The sequence below is a fragment of the Halomonas sp. JB37 genome, assembly GCF_002332255.1.
In the GTDB taxonomy this organism is placed as follows: Bacteria; Pseudomonadota; Gammaproteobacteria; order Pseudomonadales; family Halomonadaceae; genus Vreelandella; species Vreelandella casei.
This window is the reverse complement of record NZ_NRGW01000001.1, coordinates 3,717,300-3,738,187: the sequence shown is the minus strand read 5'-3', so window position 1 is coordinate 3,738,187 and position 20,888 is coordinate 3,717,300. Positions and strand designations below refer to the sequence as shown.

Here is a 20,888-nt window from a genome sequence, read left to right as displayed (position 1 = left end):
AGTTAGAACAGAATCTGTTTCCTTACACGGAAAGCGCTAACGCTTTCCAGCGCTGCCAATCTTCTGGACGGTCTACATCCCAGATGGTTGCCGGATAAGCGGCCTGCAGCCCCATCGCCTGAATACGCTGCTGGGTGGTTTTCAGCACGGTGTGGGTTCCCCAGGGGATGTCGGTAAAGAGTGCAGGGTAATCTTGCTGGGTGCCGACAAAACCGTAGCCGCCGTCTTCCGCGGGTAAAATGACCACATCGTAGCGGGCGAGCTGCTGTGCACAGGTGGTAATCAGCGCACTGGTAATACTGGGGCAATCACTGCCCATCAGCATGGCGGGCCCCGGCGTACTGTTGAGAGCCTGGCGAACCCGAGTGCCTAGATCGCCGTCCGGCTGAGGGCGTAACGCCAAGCCGTATTGATTGTGCAACTCAATAAATAGCGGGTGGGTGTGGTCAAGCGCCGTCCATAGCGTAATCTGCTCAGCGGGCAGTGCCCCGCAGGCGTTGGCAACACAGTGGCGCACCAGTTCAGCGTGTGCATTGGCCGCACCGCTTTCTCCCAGCAATGGTGCCAAGCGCGTTTTTGCCTGCCCAGCAAGCGGCGCTTTGGCCAGCAGGTGCAAATGAGGCAGCGGTTTGCGCTGAATAGGCATCTTAGCGGGCATCGCGATATTCCTTGGCAAGCTGAGTGGCGCTAACGCCGCGCCAGTAGCGATAGCGCAGCCGCCACATCAGGCAGATGGTTTTCAACGCGCCGTGCTGATCCCAGCGTCTGCCTGAGCTTATCACTTTTGCCGTTAGGCAGGCGGGAGGCGATGCGCGAGTGAGCCGCTTACACAGCTCAATATCTTCCATCAGCGGCTGCTCGGCAAAGCCGCCCATGGCTTGGAACGTGCTGGTGCGTACAAAGATGCCTTGATCGCCGGTCGCGATGCCGGTGAGCCGCGAGCGCTTATTCATCATCCAACTCACCACGGGTAGCCAGCCACTGTGGCCGTTAAGCTGAATATCAAAGCGGCCCCAGGCATGGGTTGTTAGCGCTTGGGCTATCTGCTCCATGGCGCCCTCGGGCAAGCGAGTATCAGCATGCAGAAACAATAGCGTAGGTGCACTCGCCTGCTGTGCGCCCACGTTCATTTGCGTCGCCCGGCCGGCCGGGCTGTTGAGTAAATGGTCTGCCAGCGGCCTGGCGATATGAACGCTGTCATCGCTGCTCCCGCCATCAACTACGATGACCTCGATTTGCTGAGCAGCGTTCGGTGTGCGCAGTGGTTCCAACGCATTCTTAATGCTGGCGGCTTCGTTCAGCACCGGCATTATGATGCTGAGCCGAGGCAGTTGTTTAGCCAAGCTCAATGACCGGCCCTCCTGCAGCGTCGGCATCAGCGCGGTCGTGGGTAACCAGCAGTGTAGGCAGGCCAGCCTCGCGCAGCTGGCCAAATACCAGCGAGCGCGTCTCCTGACGTAGTGCCGTATCCAATTTTGAAAACGGCTCATCCAACAGTACTGCCTGCGGCTTCGAAAGCAGCAGGCGCATTAAGGCTACCCGTGCTTTCTGGCCACCGGAAAGGGTGGCGGGATCGCGCTTTTCAAAGCCTGCCAGGCCTACCTGTTCAAGGGCATGCGAGATTTGCCGGTGTTTATCGTTACTCTGACGAGGTAGCCCAAAGCGTAGGTTGCCGCCGACGCTCAGGTGTGGAAACAGCAGTGGATCTTGAAACAGTAGCCCGATACCACGCTTCTCGGCGGGCAGTGTGTCCAGGCGCTGTTCATCCAGGTAGAGCTGGCCCAAGGCAGTGAAGGCGGGTGACAAAAAGCCCGCCAGATAAGCCAGCAGGGTGGACTTGCCCGAGCCGGAAGGGCCCATCACGGTCAATACGTCGCCCGGTGGTATCACACGGTCGATAGCGAGCAGCATCTCGCTCTCTAGCGAGATAGTCAGTTGCTTGATGTGAAGCCTGGGATTGGCGTTCATACCACTCCTTGCATAGTGCGCCGTTTCGCCCACACCCATCGCGGGATCAATAAAGCGAGGCTAAAACCGATAAAGGGCAGCAGCGCTTGCAGTAAGGCAAGCACCGCGATGAGGCGCCGATTGCCCCCAGAAGCCATGGCTACCGCTTCGGTAGTAATCGTAGGAATACGCCCGCCGCCCAGCAACAGCGTGGGTAAATACTGGCTGATACTGACCGCTAAGCTGACCGCGCAGGCAGTGAGCAACGGGGCCAATAGCAGCGGCAGGCGCACCTGCCAGAACGCACGCCATGGCCCTACTCCAAGGGAATGAGCGACCTGTACCCAGCGCGGGTCAAGACGCCGATACGCTTCAGAGAGCGATAAGTAAAGATAAGGCGCCACAAACAGTAAATGCGCCACAATCACTAATGCTAACTGGGGGCGAATACGCATACTCTCCGCCGCGACGACTAAGCCAAATAGAAAGGCGACCTGGGGAACGATAAGCGGTAGATACAGCAGCCACTGGGAGCGGCTAACCGGCAAGTGGTGACGCACAGCGTTCTCAAGCGTTGCCACGACCAGTACGCCAGCAATGAGCGTTGAGGCAAGCCCCACGCTTAGCGTATTCATCAGTGGTGTTATCACACTCGGCAAAATGCGTTGCCAGTGATCCAGCGTGAAAGTGCCAGGGAAAGCATCAGGAAAGCGCCAAAAACCGGCGAGCGAAAATACGACCAACCCTCCTATCGCGCTGATGACCAGCAGCGTTGTCGTTGTTAACAACATACGGCCGCTAATGGCGATAGTTGTAGAGCCAGCTTTCCTGGCACCATTTACTAGCCAGTAATGGCTGAACCGCCTGATGCACTGTTCGCCCAGCCACCAGGTTAATAGCGCCGCCAGAGTGACCCCAAGCTGCAATACCGCCCCTGCAGAGGCCATATAGCGTCGATCCAAATTCGGATCATTGAACCAGCTAAGAATCGACACGCTAAGGGTTGGCGGCAGTGTGGGGCCGAGAATGAGCGCCATATCGACAACCGACGTGGCATAGGCGATCACTGCATACACCGGCAGCCGAATCAGCGGGTAAAGTGAGGGCAGCACGGTTTTTAACCAGGCAATCGTGGGCGTATAGCCCAGAGAGCGCGCCATCATTAAGCGCTTTTCTGTGCCTAGCTGGGGGAGGGCTGCAAGGCACATCAAGAGTAAAAAAGGCACTTCTTTAAGCATCAGCCCGGCCATCAATGAGAGCCCCCAAGGATCATTGACGATCAACACATCCGGTGGGCGTTCCCAGCCGGTCAACCCAGGCGATATCCATCGTACAAACAGCCCGGAAGGAGCGATAAGAAACGCTAAACCAAACGCCACTGCCGCATGAGGAATCGCTAGTAGCGGCGAGACCAGTCGTCGAATGCTGCGGTCTAACCAAGTGCCACGGTTGGCCGCCAGGAACAGTACCACAACGCTAAGCGCTACCAGGGTGGTGATCAGCCCACTCACATAGCTCAGCAGTATTGAGCGGTGAAGCCCTGGGTACGCCCAAAGAGCCCGCCAGGCATCAAAGTGAAAGGTTTCACCGCCCAGTACCGGCAAATAGCCAAACGCCGGAAGGATGATCATCGCAAGGCCCGCCGCTAACGGCACCACCAGCGCGCTTATCAATACCCAGGGCGCCAGAAAAAGCATGGCTTAGTTCACGTAGCGTTGTTGCCACGCGTCAGCGAGGGCATCCACCCAGCTGGGATGCGGCTGGCCGAGCACTTCACCAAGCTCGCTAGGCGGGAGTGTGGCAATGCCTAGGTCAATACCATCAAACAGCGCACGCTCTTCGTCAGTGAGCTGCTCCATCGCTAATACAGTGCCACTGCCCCACACTTCAGGATCGTGTTTTTCCGCCTGAGCCTCGGGGGACATCAGGTAGTTGGCCACCACCATGGCACCCGCCTTGTGCTCGGCGTTATAAGGAATTGCCATAAAGCTCATATTACCGATCATGCCGCTGTCGTGAACATAGCTGCGTACCGTTTCGGGAAGCTCATAGTTGGCGATAGCGCCCGATGCTTCCGTGGCGCTGAACGAAAGGGCAATGCCAATTTCGCTGTCGCCCATTAAGCCGCGTAAATCGGCGCTATTAGAGGGGAAGGCCCTGCCCGAACGCCATAACTGTGGATGAAGCTCGTCTAGATACGCCCAAAGAGGTGCGGTGGCCTGGTCAAAGTCGTCTGTTTGCATCGGTTCATAGAACAGATCTGTGTTGTCGACTAGCTCCAGCAGGGCCTGGGTAATAAACGCATTGCCCAGGAAGTTAGGCACCTGTGGGTAGGTAAACTCTCCAGGGTGTTGCTTAGCCCAGTCCAGAAGCTCTGGCATATTGTGAGGGAGGTCTTCTACCAGCGCTGTATCGTAATAAAACACTACCTGGGAGCTGCTCCAGGGGGACTCTAGCCCGTCGACGGGAATCGTCCAGTCGTAACGCACGGCAGGCGTATTGTCTGGGTCGGTAAGCGGGTAGTGGGGCAGTGAGTCCGCCCAAGGCCCGAACAGTAGGTCGCTGCTTTTCATCGCGGCAAAGTTCTCGCCGTTAATCCAGATCATATCGACGCTGCCTGCGTCGTCATTGCCCGCCTGTTTCTCTGCTAAAACCCGTGACACCGATTCTGACGTATCGCCTAGCTTGACGTGAACTAGGTCGATGCCATAAAGCTCGTCAACTTGCTGTGCCACCCACTCGATATACGCATTGGTACGTGCTTCGCCGCCCCAGGCATTCCAATACACGGTTTGGCCTTCAGCTTGCGCCGTTACGCTTTGCCAATCGTTGGGATCGGGGTTGGCCATGGCAGTAACAGCCATGGGCATCATCGCCATGGCAATAGTGGCACGAAAGGAATTACGGTTCATCGGCATCGCACACCTCGTGGGGACTGATATTTTAGGATTGGCAATAGAAAAAGCGTAAAGCGCTACAGGGAGGCCTGTAAGCACTGCAGCTCGCTGTGAACATGGTCAATAATGGGTAAGGATAGATAATGCTCAACGCGATCACGGACGTGCTCAATGACGGCCGCATCGGTGAGTTCCGCCGACCAGTCTTCACCGCGCTGTTGGGCATCCTTGGCGTTTAAGTGCTGGGCTCGCCATTTGGTGCACCATGTCAGCGACCAGAGCCAGGTGGCGCGACGACAAGCGACCAAGGTCTCTGCACTGGGTGTTTCGTCCATGGCGGTTTGCCAGCGGCGGTAAAACGTAATCACCTCGCCCAGCGACAGTACCGCTTGGCTATTGATATCCCACGTAGTCGAGGTATAAAGCGAGGTATGCGCAAGATCAATGCCCGGTAAACCATAGCGGCACTTTTCCAAATCCACTAAGACAGCGCGGCCATCGTCACGGATTAAAAAGTTGCCAGGGTGAGTATCAAAGCTAATGAGCGTAGGCGTGGCATCGCGCAAGCGGGGCGAGAGCATATCCAGTTCTTGCTGAATGCGTTGCGTGACTTTGCTTGAAAGCTGGGCATCACTCAGCCAGTTAGCCTGCTGGCGCACTTCAGTGACCATTGCTTGCCACGGGTCGTCAGGCGCAAGCAGCGGTTTTCGCGCCGCGAGACTGGGCAGCGGTTGGCGATGCAGGCTCGCCAAGGCATCCGCAATGGCGGGTAGATCATCCGGCAGTTGGGCTAAGCGACCACGGATAGCCTCGACCAATAGCCCGCCGCGTGGCAGGGTATCGCTGGGTGGCAAGGTGCCATAAAACCTTGGCATATGACCACCTGGGCTAGCGCGCTGATAACAGGCGGCTTGGTAGGCCAGGTTTTCTTGTGGTGGCAGGTTCATTTGGCTCTGCTTTGGCAGTCGTGCCACCCAGTCGTCACCATCGCTGCGGTGAACCCATACGTGATCGTGAGCAAGCCCGGTATCCGCCATCGGCGATAGCTTGCGGTACGAAATCCCTGCCCGCTTAAGTTCGCTTGCCAGCGCCTCTAGTCGCGCCTCGATAGGTGTCGGCATAAAGCAGTCCGTGTCGTTGCTGAATCAGCGATGCTAGTAAGTCAGAGTTTTGAGACTAACCTTACACGGTTGGTAAGAAAAAGTAGTTAAGCTGCGATAGCAGGACGCAAAATACAACATGCTAGGAGAACCGAGATGCTGAATATCACATGGGTACAGCTCACGCCCATTAATCGTAGTTGCCGAAATGCTCTGCAAGAAAGGGCGATAGAACGTCGGAAGCGCTGGTGCGTGCTGGGTGTTTTGCCGATCTGCCTGCTACTTTCCAACGGCGTGATTGGCGCTGAGTATCGTCACGCCGAAGAGCCCATTGGCGACGTGGAAGACGTCTACAGTGGCCACTTAACGCCGGATATGGCCGTCAATACGTTTCGGAATATCGATCGATTGTTCCCTTCGCGGACTATTGCCGCAGGAGAGTCTCCTCGCCCTTTGCCGACCTCTGATGCTTCTTTGGAGGGACTCTCCGTTGAGAGCGATGATAAAACATATGATCTCTATGACTACCTGGCGTTGAACAGCGTTGCGGGTCTGTTGGTTATGAAAGATGGCGACGTCGTTTATGAGACTTACCAACGGGGTAACGATGAGAATACGCGTTGGATGTCGATGTCTGTGGCCAAATCTATCTCCTCAACGCTTGCGGGCATGGCAATCAAGGATGGCCTGATCGAGAGCCTCGATGCCCAGGTGGTGGACTACGTGCCAGCACTGGAAGGCAGTGCCTATGACGGCGTCAGTCTGCGCGACATCCTTATGATGTCATCGGGGGTCGCCTGGAACGAGACCTATACCGATGTGAGTTCGGACCGCCGGGAATTGTTGCGTGCCCAGATCGCCCAGACCCCGGGTGGCGCCATGGAGGTAATGTCAGAGCTGCCACGAGCCGCTGAGCCCGGCACGATCAACAACTACAGCACTGGTGAAACGCAGATTCTTGCCGAGTTTATCCGCGGCGCTATCGACAGGCCCTTGGCGGAATACCTTTCGGAGAAACTGTGGCAGCCCTACGGCATGCAAAGTGATGCGACCTGGTGGCTTGAGTCGCCGGATGGCGTAGAAATTGGCGGCAGCGGTATTGGTGCGACGCTTCGTGACTATGCCCGCTTCGGCCAGTTTATTCTCGACGACGGTGTCATCGATGGCGAGAGCTTACTGCCTGAGGGGTGGGTGGAGGAGGCGTCTACGCCCAAAACATTGGAAGGCGGCGATGACTTAGACTACGGCTACATGTGGTGGACCGGCTGGACTCCGCAGTCTCGAGAAGACCAGGCATTTTCTGCGGTGGGCATTCAAGGCCAGTACGTCTACATCAATCCGGCCCACAATATAGTCATCGCCCAGAACGCCGCCGAGCCCAAACCCGTGGGTAAAGAGGTCGTTGACCCCATGGTGTTTTTCGACGCTATCGTTGAGCACTTGGATGACCAGCAAGAAACACCGTAAGCAACTCAGTGCTAAAGTAACTCAGTACTAAAGCCAAAAAAGCGGCGCGCCCATTCAAAGAGGGCGCGCCGTTTTCAATACTAGGCTTAGCGTTTTCAGCGCGCCCGAATAGCCTTACAACGCCTCGATCTTCACCTTTTGCTCTTCCAACAACTGCTTGGTGGCTTGGAGTTCCGCGAGTTTGCAGCGCTCTTTGTCGACCACGGCAACCGGCGCCTTCGCGATAAAGCCGTCGTTGCCGAGCTTTTTCTCGATGCCGTCGATGAATTTATCCTGCTTTTCGATCTCTTTGGCTAGGCGGGCCAGCTCGGTATCTTTATCGATTAAGTCTGCCATCGGTACCAGCACTTCCATATCACCCACAAGCTGCGTGGCGCAAAGCGGTGCGTCGTTGGGGTTTTCAAGCCAGCTAACGCTTTCCAACTTGGCGAGTTTAGACAGGAAGTGACGGTTGCTTTCCAGACGTTCGATGTCCTCGGGCTTGCCTTTGGTGAGCATCACGTCGAGTAGTTTACCGGGGGAGATGTTCATCTCGGCGCGGATATTACGCACGGCAATGATGACGCCTTTCAGCCACTCGATATCCAGGCTTGCCTGATCGTCAATTTTGCTTGCGTCGGTTTCCGGCCAAGACTGCAGCATGATCGACGCACCTTCACCCATAAACACGCCCGCCAGCGGCGCGACGCGCTGCCAAATCTCTTCGGTGATATAGGGCATCATCGGGTGGGCGAGGCGCAGAATCGTTTCGAGTACGCGCACCAGCGTGCGGCGGGTGCCTCTTTTCGCTTCTGCAGTGGCATTTTCGTCCCACATCACCGGTTTGGAAAGCTCCAGATACCAGTCGCAGTACTCGTTCCAGACAAATTCATACAGCGCTTGTGAGGCGTGGTCGAAACGATATTCATCCATCGCTTTAGTGACCTGAGACTCAACCTTCTGCAGCTGCGAAATAATCCATCGGTCAGCCAGAGAGAGCTTAACGTCACTGCCGTCTATCCCGCAATCTTCGCCTTCGGCATTCATCAGCACATAGCGCGAGGCGTTCCACAGCTTATTGCAGAAATTGCGGTAGCCATCCAAGCGGTTCATATCAAACTTGATATCGCGCCCTGTGGTGGCTTGGGAGAGGAAGGTAAAACGCAGCGCATCGGTGCCGTGAGCTTCGATGCCGTCTTTAAATTCGTCCTTAGTTGCCTTGGCAATGGCCTTCGCCTGCTTCGGCTGCATCATATTGCCGGTGCGTTTGTCGAGCAGTTCATCCAAGGTGATGCCGTCGATCAAATCGATGGGATCGAGTACGTTGCCCTTGGATTTGGACATTTTCTGACCCTGACCATCACGCACTAGACCGTGCACATACACCGTTTTGAACGGCACCTGCTTGGTGAACTTCAGGGTCATCATGATCATCCGAGCAACCCAGAAGAAGATGATGTCAAAGCCGGTGACCAGCACGCTGGAAGGATGAAACGTCTCAAGCTCTGGCGTTTGTTCTGGCCAGCCGAGAGTGCCGAAGGTCCACAGGCCCGAGCTAAACCAGGTGTCGAGCACGTCTTCGTCTTGGGTAAGCGTCACGTCGGCACCAAGGCCGTGCTTCTCACGTGCTTCTTCTTCGCTGCGGCCAACGTAGATATTGCCTTCGGTGTCGTACCACGCTGGAATGCGGTGTCCCCACCACAGCTGGCGGGAGATACACCAGTCTTGCAGGTCGCGCATCCAGGCGAAGTACATGTTTTCGTAGTTCTTGGGTACGAACTGAATATCGCCGTTTTCCACCGCTTCAATGGCAGGCTTGGCGAGAGATTCCACTGCCACAAACCATTGGTCGGTGAGCAGCGGTTCAATCACGTCACCTGAGCGATCGCCATGGGGCAGGGTGTTGTTAACGGCTTCTACCTGCTCCAGCAGGCCAAGTGCATCCATGTCCGCAACGATTTGCTTACGCGCTTCGAAGCGATCCAGGCCGGCGTACTTGGCAGGCAGGCTGGCATCTTCGTCAGGATGAGGCTGACCCTTCAGGTCAAAGATTTCTGCGCGTTCAAGGATCGCCGCATCTTTGGAGAAAACGTTAATCAGCAGGTGGTTATGCCGTTTGCCGACTTCGTAATCGTTAAAGTCGTGGGCGGGGGTAATCTTGACGCAGCCCGAGCCTTTTTCTATATCCGCGTGTTCGTCGGCCACTATCGGAATACGCCGACCAACCAGCGGCAGCTCAATAAAGGTGCCGATCAATGAGGCGTAGCGGGCGTCGTCTGGGTTCACGGCTACACCGGTATCACCGAGCAGCGTTTCAGGACGGGTGGTGGCGACTACCACGTAGTTTTTGCCATCAGCGGTTTGCACACCGTCTGCCAGCGGGTAGCGGAAATGCCAGAAGCTGCCTTGCTGCTCTTTGTTTTCTACTTCTAAATCAGAAATGGCGGTGTGCAGCGTCGGGTCCCAGTTGACCAAACGCTTGCCACGATAAATCAGCTTTTCTTCGTGAAGACGAACAAATACTTCTTGTACTGCTGTGTAGAAACCGTCGTCCATGGTGAAGCGTTCACGGCTCCAATCTACGCTTGCGCCCATGCGGCGCAGCTGGCGGGTAATCTGCCCGCCTGACTCTTCCTTCCATTCCCACACTTTATCGATAAACGCATCACGGCCTAAGTCGTGGCGGGTTTTGCCCTCTTCCGCGGCGAGTTTACGCTCCACCAGCATTTGCGTGGCGATACCGGCGTGGTCGGTGCCTACCTGCCACAGCGTGTTGTTACCCTGCATCCGCTTCCAGCGCGTCAGGGTATCCATAATGGTGTCCTGGAACGCGTGGCCCATGTGCAGGCTGCCGGTGACGTTAGGCGGGGGGATCATGATCGAAAAAGGCGCGCCCTTACCGGAAGGGGCGAAACGGTTGTCGGCTTCCCAGCGTTCGTACCAGCGGGTTTCGATCTGCTCGGGTTGGTAGGTCTTTTCCATGGGAGTCGGCTCACGGCTGGCAAAAAATGTGCACAAGTATAGCGCGAGAGGTGCTGGCTCGTCAGGTGCTTCGGGTGCGCATCGCGATGAGTCCAAGAATCGGGCCTGGCAGCAGCCACCAAATGACCGCTAGCGACTGGCTTGACCACAGTGCGGTGACCAGCGCAATGGAGGGAATAGTAATCCCGAAGCCAATGGCATTCATCATCGCCAGCGCCGCCCCTAAACGTTCAGGCGGCGCGGCGGCGCTGGCCAATGCTGAAAACTGGGCAGAGTCGGCAATCACGCTAATCCCCCATATGCCTAACAGCGCTAAAAGCAGCCAGGGCGAGGCGTTGCCAAGCAGCGGGTATATCAAACACAGCGCGCCAGAAACCGCCAATGCGATACAGGCCACTCTGTCGCTGCCGATATGACGGCTCCATTTACCCGCCAGCACACAGCCGGGTAGCCCCAAGGCAATAACGGCAAAGCTCAGCCACGGCTGGGCACTGCTGGCGGCGCCTAGGCGCTCTAGCTCCCGGGCGACTAAAAACGGCACCAGTGCCCAAAGCGCGTACAGCTCCCAGCAGTGGCCGAAGTAGCCCAGCGCAGCGGCGCGAAAGCGGGACTGTTTGAACGCTGCTAACCCCGCCCACGGCTGGCCGCTTTTGGCGATGGCCGGTAGGTGAGGGCCAACGCCCAAGCGAGCAATCATCAGTGCGGCGACCAGTGCCAGCAGTGACGCCAGCAGCAGCGGCCACTGCCAGGGAAGATGCAGCGTTAAACCGCGCAGCAGGTGTGGGGACGCAATGCCTAGGGTCAGCATGCCGACTAGCCAGCCTAACGCCGCCCCAGCATGGCTTGGCGTCCAGCTCACGACTAGCTTCATGCCGAGCGGATAGATGCCTGCCAGGCAAAGCCCGGTGGCAAAGCGCGCCACTGCGGCGAGCGTCACGCTCTCGGCGACGCCAATAAAGGCGGCATTGATCAATGCGCCCAGCACCGCTGAAATCGCAAACAGGTGGCTGGCGCGGACACGATCGGCCAAGCCTGTGGTGGCCATTAGTAGGGTGCCGGTAATAAAGCCGGCTTGAACGGCGATGGTTAATAGGCCCAGATCACTTTCGCTCAGGCCTACGGCCTCCTGGAGCGCCAGGCCAACGCCGTTAACGCTGAACCACAGCGAGGTGCCAAATAGCTGGGCGATGACAATAACGGCCAAGGGGTAGCGCGTGAGCACGTTTGAGTCTCCAATAGTGTAACGGGCGCGGCAAGGCCCCTAATGGTAATCAACAATTTTTCATTGCGACGAATTTTTTGAAAACAGCATTGTCGGAGAGCGAGAGTACCGCAAGACCCGCCAGGATTGTGCCGGGGAGGAAATTCATTTTGTACGCAATTGGAGTTTTTATGCAGTTAGCTAAACTTTTCGTTCCAGCAGTCGCCGCCCTGGTGTTCAGTGTGCCCGCTATGGCTCAGCAAATGGGTGGTGGTGCCCCCAGTGTCGATGACCAGGTTAACCAACTCGACGAAATGGTGGATCTGAATGATGGGCAGAAGGAAGAACTCAGCAACCTTTTGACCCAGATGCAAGACGACGTTGGTGCCAATGAGCAGGAAGCCCAGCAGTTGCAACAGCAACTCAGTGAGCACGTTCAGCCTGATTACGACGAAGCTGCCATTCGGGCGGATGCAGAGCGTCTTGGTGACCTAACGGCCGAGATGACCGCGGATAGCATTATCATACAGTCTCAGATCGAAGGCGTTTTCACTCAGGAGCAGCGCGATCAACTGGATGAGGCCATGGCTCAGCAGCAGGAGCAAATGCAACAGATGCAGGAGCAGATGCAGCAACAGGGAGGCTAAGGCGACGACGTACTGACAGAGATTGCCTGGTTCTGCTGATGACCCCGCCAAGTGCGGGGTCACGTGTTTATGGGTGCCGTTCAGCCATTACCCCAATTTATGCGGCACAACTTCATGGCCGAGCTCTTTATAGCGCTGCCAGCAGGCGCGTTTGGCGACCAGCACTTGTTGGTGTTGATTGATGATCTCGGCGATCCGCGCGTAGTTTTCTACGCCGTCGGGAATGTCGGGGTGCAGGTTAAGCAGCGCAGTCTCTTGCGCAGGTACCGGAAGCTGTTGCCAGCCAAGCGTAATGGGCACGCTGGCGGCCATTTCGCTACCTTCCAACGCGTGGGGCAGGTAGGCATCGGGGCGAAAATTCCACAGCGCGCTGTCGGCCTGCTCAGCGAGCGCTTTGTCCTCGCAGTGCAAATGCAGCTGATAGCCCTTACGCCAGATGGTCTCGGCGAGCTTACAGGCAAACTGCAAACGGGCTTCTAGGGTCGTGTCGGGCAGGATGTAAAAATCAATGCGCGCCATAGCGATTCCAGATAAGTCGGGTCTAGAGTAAGCGGCTCCAAACGACGCCGCCGCAAAGAATGCGGCGGCGAGAAGAAGCGCTTCGGCGTTAAACCAGCTTAGTTAGCCAGCCGTGCGTATCTTCACTACGGCCATACTGCAGATCGAGCAGCTTGCTACGAATGCGCATAGCGACTTCGTTGCTGTCACCAGCGCCTTCAATGGCAGATTTGAGGCGAATACGCTCGTTTTCGGAAACCAGCTCGCCCACCGGGGTGATCACTGCGGCGGTACCGCAGGCAAAGACTTCGATGATCTCACCCGACGCTGCGCCTTCGCGCCACTCATCAATGCTGATCGGGCGCTCTTCTGGCGTTAAGCCTTCCTCTTTGGCCAGCGTCAGTATCGAGTTGCGGGTCACGCCTTCCAAAATAGTGTCGGTTAAACGTGGCGTTACCAAACGGCCATCTTTAAACACGAAGAACAGGTTCATACCACCCAGCTCTTCAACCCACTTGTTTTCAGCAGCATCTAGAAACGCAACCTGGCCACACTGATGAGCTTCAGCTTCTTTCTGCGCAGCTAAGGACGCCGCGTAGTTACCTCCACACTTGGCAAAGCCAGTGCCGCCTGCGGCCGCGCGCTTGTAGTTCGAGGAAAGCCAGATCGATACCGGCGCAACGCCGCCTTTAAAGTAGGCCGCCGCTGGTGAAGCGATCACGTAGTAATCGACCTCTTGAGACGGGCGAACGCCTAAAAACGCTTCAGAAGCGATCATAAAGGGGCGTAGGTAAAGGCTGCACTCGTCGGAGGTGCTGGCGGGCGTGGGGACCCAAGCATGATCTTGGGCCAGCAGCGCTTTTAGCGAACCAATGAAGTCTTCATCGGAGAGTTCTGGGAGTGCCAAACGACGCGCGCTGCGGCGAAAACGCTCGGCGTTTTTCTCAGGACGAAACGTCCAGATCGAACCGTCAGCATGGCGATAGGCTTTAATGCCTTCAAAAATTTCCTGGCCGTAGTGCAGCACTGACGCTGCAGGATCTAGCATCAACGGGCCATACGGACGCACCTGATGGCCGTGCCAGTCGGCGTCTTGGGTCCAGCGAACGTGGGCCATGTGGTCAGTGAAATACTTGCCAAAACCTGGGTTACTTAGGATATTGCCACGAATATCATCTGCCATCGGCTGATTGGATGGCAGGGTTTCAAAACTCGTTTCAAAACCCGTTTCAAAGCTTGCAGTGGGCACGGCTATTTGTCTCCGCTAGAACCACGCCCAGGGTTGGGCACGGTTGGATACGATGGTGAATTCGATACAGCAGCACCGAGCCTCGGCTCGGTGCTGCTTGATATATCCAGGTTTAACGGTTGCGGCGCAGAAAGGCAACCGTTTCACGCATGAACGAGGCGTTAAGCGTCACTATTTTCGACCTGAGTGTCGGTTTCACGATCAAGCAAGTACTGGGTTAATAGGCCAACAGGGCGACCCGTTGCGCCTTTTTGCTTGCCGGAATGCCACGCGGTGCCTGCGATATCTAGGTGTGCCCAGGGGAAGTGATCGGCAAAACGTGACAAAAAGCACGCTGCGGTGATCGTGCCCGCTGGACGACCGCCAATATTGGCAAGATCGGCAAAGTTAGAGTCTAGCTGCTCCTGGTACTCGTCCCACAGCGGTAAATGCCACGCGCGGTCCCACGCGGCTTCACCTGCATCTAATAAGTCGAGTGCCAAATCGTCGTCGTTGGAAAGCAGACCGGTGGCGTGGTGGCCCAGGCCAATAATCACCGCGCCAGTGAGGGTGGCGATATCCACCACGCTTGCCGGCGTAAAGCGCTCGGCATAGGTCAGCGCATCGCATAGCACCAAGCGGCCTTCTGCATCAGTGTTGAGCACTTCAACGGTCAAGCCTTTCATCGTCTTGATAATATCGCCAGGCTTGGTGGCATGGCCGTCGGGCATGTTTTCCGCGGCGGCAACGATAAAGACTAGGTTGAGCTTTGGCTTAATCGCCAGTACCGCTTTGACGGTCCCGAAGACGCTGGCGGCGCCGCACATATCGAATTTCATTTCGTCCATGCCTTCACCAGGCTTGAGCGAAATGCCGCCGGTGTCGAAGGTAATGCCTTTTCCGACCAGCACATGGGGCGCGTCTTCAGCGTTTTCAGCACCGGTATATTTCATTACGATCAGGCGGGTTGGCTCTTTGCTACCGCGACCTACGGACAGTAATGAGCGTGCGCCCAGTGCTTCGAGCGCCTCTTCATCGAGAATCTCAACGTCCAGCGCACTGTTTGACTCGCGGCCTAGCTGCTGCGCCTGCTCGGCTAGGTAGCTGGGGGTGCAGATATTGGCAGGCAGATTACCTAGCGTGCGGGTGTAGTTGATGCCTTGGCCAATTGCGTTGCCTACTAGAGCACCTTGCTGAACGATAGGCTGCGTGCTGGCGTCACTAATGACGAGTGTGAGTTTGGTAAGACTGGGGGCTGGCGCAGGCGTCGATTTGAACTGATCGAAGCGATAAATAGCCCGCTCAGCGGCTTCTAATACTTTACGAGCTTTCCAGGCCGCGTCGCGGTCGGTTAAAGGTATATCATTAAAAATGACGCTGGCTTCATCAATGGGCAGTTTCACCAGCGCGGCCATGGCGGCATCCAGCGCCTTAATGTAGGCCGCTTCCTGGCATTTTTCGCGTTCGCCCAAGCCGACCAATAACAGCCGCTGTGCCCCGAGGCCTGGCGCAAACGGTATCATGAGTACGCTGCCTAGCGAGGCATCAAAGTCGCCGCGCTCCATCAATTGGCCGATCAGACGCTCGCTAGCGTCGTCCAGTTTGGCGACGCTGGGCAGTAGGTCACTACCTTTAAAAACCGGCACTAAGAGACAGGCGGTTTCGGTTTTGGCCGGATTAGCAGTTTGAACGGAAAATTCCATGACGTCTCCAACAAGACAAGCATCGAGGGATTCGGGATAATGCCTCGTTGCTTTTGAATTTGAAAAGGCAGTGAGAATAGTTTCATTAGTGTACCCAAGCCATGCGGGTATTGCATGGCATCCTGCACGACTAGCCGGAGAGCGCGTTGATTTTATTTCGGTATTTAACTCGCGAAGTGTTACTCACCATGGCGGCGGTTGCCGGCATTCTGCTGTTGGTGATCATGGGCAGCCGTTTTATCCGTTATTTCGCAGATGCGGCGGAGGGTGACTTTCCCGTCACTATTTTAGGCAGCCTGATGATGTTTCACCTGCCTGGCTTTATGGAACTGATACTGCCGCTGTCGTTTTTTCTAGGCATTTTGCTGGCTTACGGGCAGCTCTACATGAACAGTGAGATCACTGTCATGGTCGCCTGCGGTATGAGCCCGACGCGATTGTTGAAAGTAACGCTGCTGCCGGCCAGTGTTGTCGCGGTGCTGGTAGGCATGTGCAGCCTATGGCTGACACCCTATGGCGCGCTGCAAACGGAAACCGTACTGGAGGAGCAGCGCAGCCGTTTGGATGTGTCTGTGCTCGCACCGGGGCGCTTTCAGGAGTTTGGTGGCGGCCGCACCGCGTACATAGGCAGCTTTACCAGTGATGGCACTGAGATGCAGGATGTATTGGTGCACGAGCAGAATCAGCCCGGCGATGAAAATACCCACGACTATATTACCCGTGCCGCCTCTGGCTATCAGGAAACCCGGATCGATACGGGCAGCCGTTTTCTGGTGCTAGATAGAGGCGAGCGCTATGGCGTCACCCCCGGGCAGCAAAGCGCTGAACGGCTCACCTTTGATCGCTATACGCTGCGTTTAGGGCTAAACAGTAATCGGCAGTCGCTGGATTCCCTGGAGTATGCCACTACGCCAGCGCTATGGAATGATCCAAGCCCGCGTGCACAGGCACAGTGGCAGTGGCGTGCAGGGCTCCCGCTAATGGTGTTTATATTAGCCCTAATGGCGCAGCCGCTTTCCCGTGTTAATCCCCGTCAGGGGCGTTTTGGCAAGCTGCTACCGGCGGTATTTTTATACGTCGCGTATCTGAGCCTTTTACTTGCGGTGGTCGACGCCATCGGCAGTGAAACGTGGTCCGCCACGCTGGGTGTATGGCCGGTACATGGGCTGTTTTTAGGATTGGGCCTGCTGCTGCTGTGGCACTCGCAACGTAAGGGAATGCGCTGATGGTGAATCTGCTGATGGTTGACCGCCTGGACCGCTATATCGCCCGCAACGTGCTGGCGGCTATTGTTGTGGTTCAGTTCGTGCTGTTGGGCTTGGATATTACGATTGCCTATATCGATAACTTAGGCGACGTCCAGGCTGGCTATACTGCCCTTGATGCGCTGTTTTACTTGCTGATGCGTACGCCGTGGCGCTTCTATCAATATGCCCCGGTGGCAGTGTTAATTGGCGCGTTAATTGGCTTGGGCAGCATGGCCTCTAATAACGAGCTCACCGTTATGCGCGCCTCTGGGCGCTCCCTCGCACGTATTGTGTGGGGCGTGATGAAGCCTGTGCTGCTGGTGATCGTCGTGGTGTTGCTGGTGGCTGAATACGTCAGCCCGCGCACCGAACAACACGCTGAGGCGTGGCGCTTAGAAAAGATTCAGGGCGAAGGCACGATGCTGACTAGCCGCAGTGGCTGGCAGATTGAGGGCGACAGCGTCTACCGCTTCGGGGCGATCCGTGCTGATGATGTGGTGCTTGATTTAACCCGCTACCGCTTTGATGACCGGCAGCTAGTGGAAGCCACCTATGCCCAGCGCGCGCTTTGGGAAGACGGCGCCTGGCGTTTGGAAAACGTCTCTACGACGCGCATCTTCGATAATCACACTGAGTCCGACCAGGCCGCAAGCATGGGGTGGGAAACGTCCTTTACCCCCACGCAGCTTGAGCGCTTGCTGCGCGATATAGAAAGCCAGGCGCCCAGTGAGCTTTGGTACTACGCGAAGTTTCTCGCTGATCAAGGTCTGCAAAATGATCAGGCACTGCTGTATTTTTGGCAGAAAATGCTAATGCCACTCACCATGGGCTCATTAGTGCTGATTGCGGCCTCGTTCGTGTTTGGCCCGCTGCGCACCGTGGCCGCGGGTACCCGCGTGTTTTACGGGGTAATTACCGGCCTCAGCTTTAAATATGTGCAAGACCTACTGGCGCCTGCATCAACGATTTTCGGATTCTCACCCGTGTGGGCCGTCTTAGTGCCGACGCTTGTGTGTGCCGGGGTCGGGATCTATTTCTTACGCCGCAACGGTTAGCAAGATGCGCACGCGACGCTTTACTCAGTTGGGTGATGCGTGGCCAGCAGGCCTAGGCCGCCGCTTAGGCGCCATGCTCTACGACGGCTTTTTGGTTACGGCAATCTGGATTGCAGTGACGGTGGTTCACCTAATGTTTTTCCGCTATATGCTGGGCCAGTCGCCTGAAGACATTGGCGCCACCGCCTGCGATGTTTGGAGCCTGCGAATCATGCTGGTCGTGTTTGTCAGCCTGTTTTTTGTTTTCTCCTGGACGCGCGGCGGCATGACTCTGGGAATGCAGGCATGGCGGCTGCGTGTGCAAACGCGAGAGGGCTATTCACTGAGCGTGACGCAGTGCCTCATTCGCTGCGGCGTTGCGTGGCTATCGCTGCTGACGCTTGGGTTAGGCTATCTGTGGGTGCTGTTCGACCCACAACGACGTAGCTGGCCAGATATTGTGTCTAAAACGCAAACCGTCGTACTGCCAAAAGGCTAACGCGGTCGAATTTGCGCCGAAAAATAATAATTAGGCGAAAATTATTGCCTGCAAAAAATGTCGCGGCGCCAATATGTTATCGAGAGGCAGCTGTGTGTTAAGACGAATGCCTCCCAAAAAGCAGTCATTTCTACTTGATAAGATGTATACGAATCATTTACATTCATCTCATAGCTTATATGAGGTGTCACCATGTACGTTTGTGTGTGCAAGGGAGTAACCGATCATCAGATTCGTCAGCAGGTAAGCGACGGTGCGCGCAGCTGGCGGGAAGTACGCGAAGCAACCGGCTGCGCAACGCAGTGCGGTAAGTGCGCGTGCTATGCCAAATCTATTACCCGCGATGCCGTACAAGAAGCGCGTCAAGAAGCCGATATGGGACTTGCTTACGCCGTGTGACGCGAATCACTCTTGTTAGAGTTATCGTTTGCAAATGTATGATTTGCTTGAACTTTTAAACACCTTATCTATACTCTCAGGAAAGCTGGGAGTGTAGCTATGTGCGTCTATACTCCTTCTCTAACGTAACTGCTTGATCGCATTATTTAAAGGCCACTTAAACACTGGCTTAACCATCAGCATTACCGTTGAAAAGGTGACATTATGAAAGGTGATACTAAAGTTCTTGAGCATCTCAACAAGGCGCTTGGTAACGAACTCGTCGCGATTAATCAGTATTTTTTGCATTCCAAAATGTACAAAGATTGGGGCCTGAAAGCACTGGCCAAGTGGGAGTACGAAGAATCCATCGAAGAGATGCAGCACGCTGACAAGATCATCGAGCGCATCCTATTCCTAGAAGGCATTCCCAACCTGCAAGACCTGGGCAAGCTGCACATTGGTGAAAACGTTAAAGAGATGCTCGAAAGCGATCTAAAAATCGAGCACGATGGCCGCAACGATTACATTGAAGCCATCACCTACTGTGAAAGCGTAAAAGACTACGTTACTCGCGATATGCTGCGCGACCTGCTCGCCGATGAAGAAGGTCACATCGACCACATCGAAACTGAGCTGAAATTGATCGAACAGGTGGGTATCCAGAACTACCTGCAGCGCCAAATGCAGATGGCTGGCGAAGAATAAATACGCTGGCAGTATTACCGTATTAAGTGATCGTTTCACGTTAATGCGCAAAGCAAAACGGGCAGCCCATGGGCTGCCCGTTTTCTATTAGGCTACTCGCGAGTTATGAGCTAGTCGCCAGAGTCTTGCCTGACTTTCCGCTCTCTGAAAATAACCATGAAGCTATAGAGCCTCTACATATTATTCCTGCCGCAAAGCATTTGCCGCCATTCTTCAAAAAACCTCCATCACATTGATAATATTAATAGTTAACTAAATCAATTGCTTGTTCCGTTTAATGGATGTTTTTTTCACGACTGAAATTTGCTTCAAAGACTAAAGTTTAAGCTTCATTGCTTTGACATAGTGCATTTAAAAAGCTTTATATATCGTGATATATCAAAGGAGTGTGACTATGCGCAAAACAACCTTTCTAACAGCATCGGCGCTACTTATTGCTGGCCTTATTCCCTCTCTGGCGTTGGCTCAATGGCCGGAACGACCTGTCAATATTGTCGTTCCTTCGGGTGCTGGCGGCGGTACCGATCAGACCGGGCGAATGTTGGCTGAAAGGCTTCAGGAATATTTCGGCCAACCCTTCAATGTAATTAATCAGGGGCAAGGGGGAGGTGTAATAGGTCTTTCCTCAATCAAAAATGCTGATCCCGACGGCTATACGCTGGGGGTTCTTTATAATTTCGCCCATTACGCGGCGATGGGGCAGGCCGACTTTGATGCAGCAGACTTTACTGCTATTGCACAGTTCAACTTTGATCCGGCTGGCTTCCAGGTTCGCGACGACAGTCCTTGGGAGAATATCGAGCAGGCTTTGGATGATATTCAGCAGTCTCCAGAGGATTATGTTATTGCCTGCGGTGGTGGGTGCGGGGGCTCCTGGCCCATGGCTGTTGCAACAATGATGGATCAGTACGGTGTTGACGTATCAAAGGTGCGTTTTGTATCAGGTCAAGGGGCTGCCGCTGCATTGCAGGATCTTGCTGCTGGCGGTGTCGATATTGTTCCTTCTTCTCTGCCTGAGGCTAGTCCCTTGATACAGGCGGGGCGCATCAAATCGCTAGTAGTGATGGGTGATGAAAGGCTGGAAGCTTTCCCTGACGTTCCTACGCTGGCCGAAGCTACCGACATAGGCTTGCAGCTGGGAGCCTGGCGTGGACTAGTGGCTCCCCAAGGGTTACCTGATGAGATCGTCGAGCGGCTTGAAAGCGCTATGCATGAAATCGTGAACGACGATCAATGGCGCCAACAGATGACTGATCGCGGTTTTGGTATTCAGTGGCGTGATGCCCTTACGTTCAGCGATTTTATGAACGAGCAACAGGCCTCGGTACGCGAGCTCATCGAAACCATCGGTTTAGTCAAAAGCAACTGATTCT

At 55.5% G+C, this 20,888-nt stretch carries 19 protein-coding genes; 8 read left to right on the top strand and 11 right to left on the bottom strand.

Annotated elements, in window-relative coordinates; all coding sequences use genetic code 11:
• Positions 1-22 precede the first annotated feature (22 nt).
• The 6 genes from CIK78_RS17345 to CIK78_RS17320 form a co-directional block, all read right to left on the bottom strand.
• Positions 23-658 (bottom strand): TIGR04282 family arsenosugar biosynthesis glycosyltransferase, encoded by a 636-nt coding sequence (locus CIK78_RS17345; RefSeq protein ID WP_096282150.1) that lies wholly within the window; start codon positions 656-658, stop codon positions 23-25.
• Positions 648-1,349, bottom strand: a complete 702-nt coding sequence (locus tag CIK78_RS17340; protein WP_225734339.1) for a TIGR04283 family arsenosugar biosynthesis glycosyltransferase — start codon at positions 1,347-1,349, stop codon at positions 648-650. The genes CIK78_RS17345 and CIK78_RS17340 overlap by 11 nt, the downstream gene beginning before the upstream one ends.
• Entirely contained in the window at positions 1,336-1,968 is a 633-nt protein-coding gene (locus CIK78_RS17335) for an ATP-binding cassette domain-containing protein (protein WP_096282148.1), read from the bottom strand. The genes CIK78_RS17340 and CIK78_RS17335 overlap by 14 nt, the downstream gene beginning before the upstream one ends.
• The gene (locus CIK78_RS17330; protein ID WP_096282147.1) at positions 1,965-3,644 is read right to left on the bottom strand and encodes an ABC transporter permease subunit; all 1,680 of its coding nucleotides are present in this window, start codon (positions 3,642-3,644) and stop codon (positions 1,965-1,967) included. Before CIK78_RS17330 ends, CIK78_RS17335 begins: the two co-directional genes overlap by 4 nt.
• Before the next feature lie 3 nt (positions 3,645-3,647).
• A complete protein-coding gene (locus tag CIK78_RS17325) occupies positions 3,648-4,859 on the bottom strand; it encodes an ABC transporter substrate-binding protein (RefSeq protein WP_318781540.1) in 1,212 nt (403 codons plus the stop codon).
• Positions 4,860-4,921: 62 nt separating this feature from the next.
• Positions 4,922-5,965: an aminoglycoside phosphotransferase family protein gene (locus tag CIK78_RS17320; RefSeq protein ID WP_096282145.1), complete on the bottom strand. Its 1,044-nt coding sequence runs from the start codon at positions 5,963-5,965 to the stop codon at positions 4,922-4,924.
• A gap of 135 nt (positions 5,966-6,100) precedes the next feature.
• On the opposite strand from CIK78_RS17320, the gene CIK78_RS17315 reads away from it, so the two are divergent.
• Complete coding sequence (locus CIK78_RS17315; RefSeq protein ID WP_096282144.1) at positions 6,101-7,411, top strand: serine hydrolase; 1,311 nt, start codon at positions 6,101-6,103, stop codon at positions 7,409-7,411.
• A gap of 114 nt (positions 7,412-7,525) precedes the next feature.
• Here CIK78_RS17315 and CIK78_RS17310 read toward each other — a convergent pair whose 3' ends face one another.
• Together CIK78_RS17310 and CIK78_RS17305 are read right to left on the bottom strand one after the other, a co-directional pair.
• Positions 7,526-10,372 (bottom strand): valine--tRNA ligase, encoded by a 2,847-nt coding sequence (locus tag CIK78_RS17310; RefSeq protein WP_096282143.1) that lies wholly within the window; start codon positions 10,370-10,372, stop codon positions 7,526-7,528.
• A 61-nt stretch (positions 10,373-10,433) separates the two neighbouring features.
• Positions 10,434-11,594 (bottom strand): MFS transporter, encoded by a 1,161-nt coding sequence (locus CIK78_RS17305; RefSeq protein WP_096282142.1) that lies wholly within the window; start codon positions 11,592-11,594, stop codon positions 10,434-10,436.
• Between the two features lie 170 nt (positions 11,595-11,764).
• Between CIK78_RS17305 and CIK78_RS17300 the strand changes: the two genes are divergently transcribed.
• Positions 11,765-12,220, top strand: coding sequence for a Spy/CpxP family protein refolding chaperone (locus CIK78_RS17300; RefSeq protein WP_096282141.1), 456 nt, complete (start codon positions 11,765-11,767; stop codon positions 12,218-12,220).
• Positions 12,221-12,307: 87 nt separating this feature from the next.
• Here CIK78_RS17300 and CIK78_RS17295 read toward each other — a convergent pair whose 3' ends face one another.
• The 3 genes from CIK78_RS17295 to CIK78_RS17285 all read right to left on the bottom strand — a co-directional run bounded on the left by CIK78_RS17295 (position 12,308) and on the right by CIK78_RS17285 (position 15,649).
• Positions 12,308-12,739, bottom strand: a complete 432-nt coding sequence (locus CIK78_RS17295; protein ID WP_096282140.1) for a DNA polymerase III subunit chi — start codon at positions 12,737-12,739, stop codon at positions 12,308-12,310.
• Between the two features lie 88 nt (positions 12,740-12,827).
• Positions 12,828-13,967 carry a branched-chain amino acid aminotransferase gene (locus tag CIK78_RS17290; protein ID WP_096282139.1) on the bottom strand — a complete coding sequence of 380 codons (1,140 nt, stop codon included), beginning with the start codon at positions 13,965-13,967 and terminating at the stop codon, positions 12,828-12,830.
• A 161-nt stretch (positions 13,968-14,128) separates the two neighbouring features.
• Positions 14,129-15,649: a leucyl aminopeptidase gene (locus CIK78_RS17285; protein WP_096282138.1), complete on the bottom strand. Its 1,521-nt coding sequence runs from the start codon at positions 15,647-15,649 to the stop codon at positions 14,129-14,131.
• Between the two features lie 146 nt (positions 15,650-15,795).
• On the opposite strand from CIK78_RS17285, the gene lptF reads away from it, so the two are divergent.
• The 6 genes from lptF to CIK78_RS17255 all read left to right on the top strand — a co-directional run bounded on the left by lptF (position 15,796) and on the right by CIK78_RS17255 (position 20,884).
• Entirely contained in the window at positions 15,796-16,875 is a 1,080-nt protein-coding gene (gene lptF, locus CIK78_RS17280) for an LPS export ABC transporter permease LptF (RefSeq protein ID WP_096282137.1), read from the top strand.
• Positions 16,876-16,886: 11 nt separating this feature from the next.
• Complete coding sequence (gene lptG, locus CIK78_RS17275; RefSeq protein WP_096282437.1) at positions 16,887-17,951, top strand: LPS export ABC transporter permease LptG; 1,065 nt, start codon at positions 16,887-16,889, stop codon at positions 17,949-17,951.
• Positions 17,952-17,955: 4 nt separating this feature from the next.
• Positions 17,956-18,429 carry an RDD family protein gene (locus CIK78_RS17270; RefSeq protein WP_096282136.1) on the top strand — a complete coding sequence of 158 codons (474 nt, stop codon included), beginning with the start codon at positions 17,956-17,958 and terminating at the stop codon, positions 18,427-18,429.
• A 192-nt stretch (positions 18,430-18,621) separates the two neighbouring features.
• Positions 18,622-18,828, top strand: a complete 207-nt coding sequence (locus CIK78_RS17265; protein ID WP_096282135.1) for a (2Fe-2S)-binding protein — start codon at positions 18,622-18,624, stop codon at positions 18,826-18,828.
• Between the two features lie 204 nt (positions 18,829-19,032).
• Positions 19,033-19,515 carry a bacterioferritin gene (gene bfr / locus CIK78_RS17260; RefSeq protein WP_096282134.1) on the top strand — a complete coding sequence of 161 codons (483 nt, stop codon included), beginning with the start codon at positions 19,033-19,035 and terminating at the stop codon, positions 19,513-19,515.
• 394 nt (positions 19,516-19,909) lie between these two features.
• Positions 19,910-20,884 carry a tripartite tricarboxylate transporter substrate binding protein gene (locus CIK78_RS17255; RefSeq protein ID WP_096282133.1) on the top strand — a complete coding sequence of 325 codons (975 nt, stop codon included), beginning with the start codon at positions 19,910-19,912 and terminating at the stop codon, positions 20,882-20,884.
• The last annotated feature ends 4 nt before the right edge of the window (positions 20,885-20,888 follow it).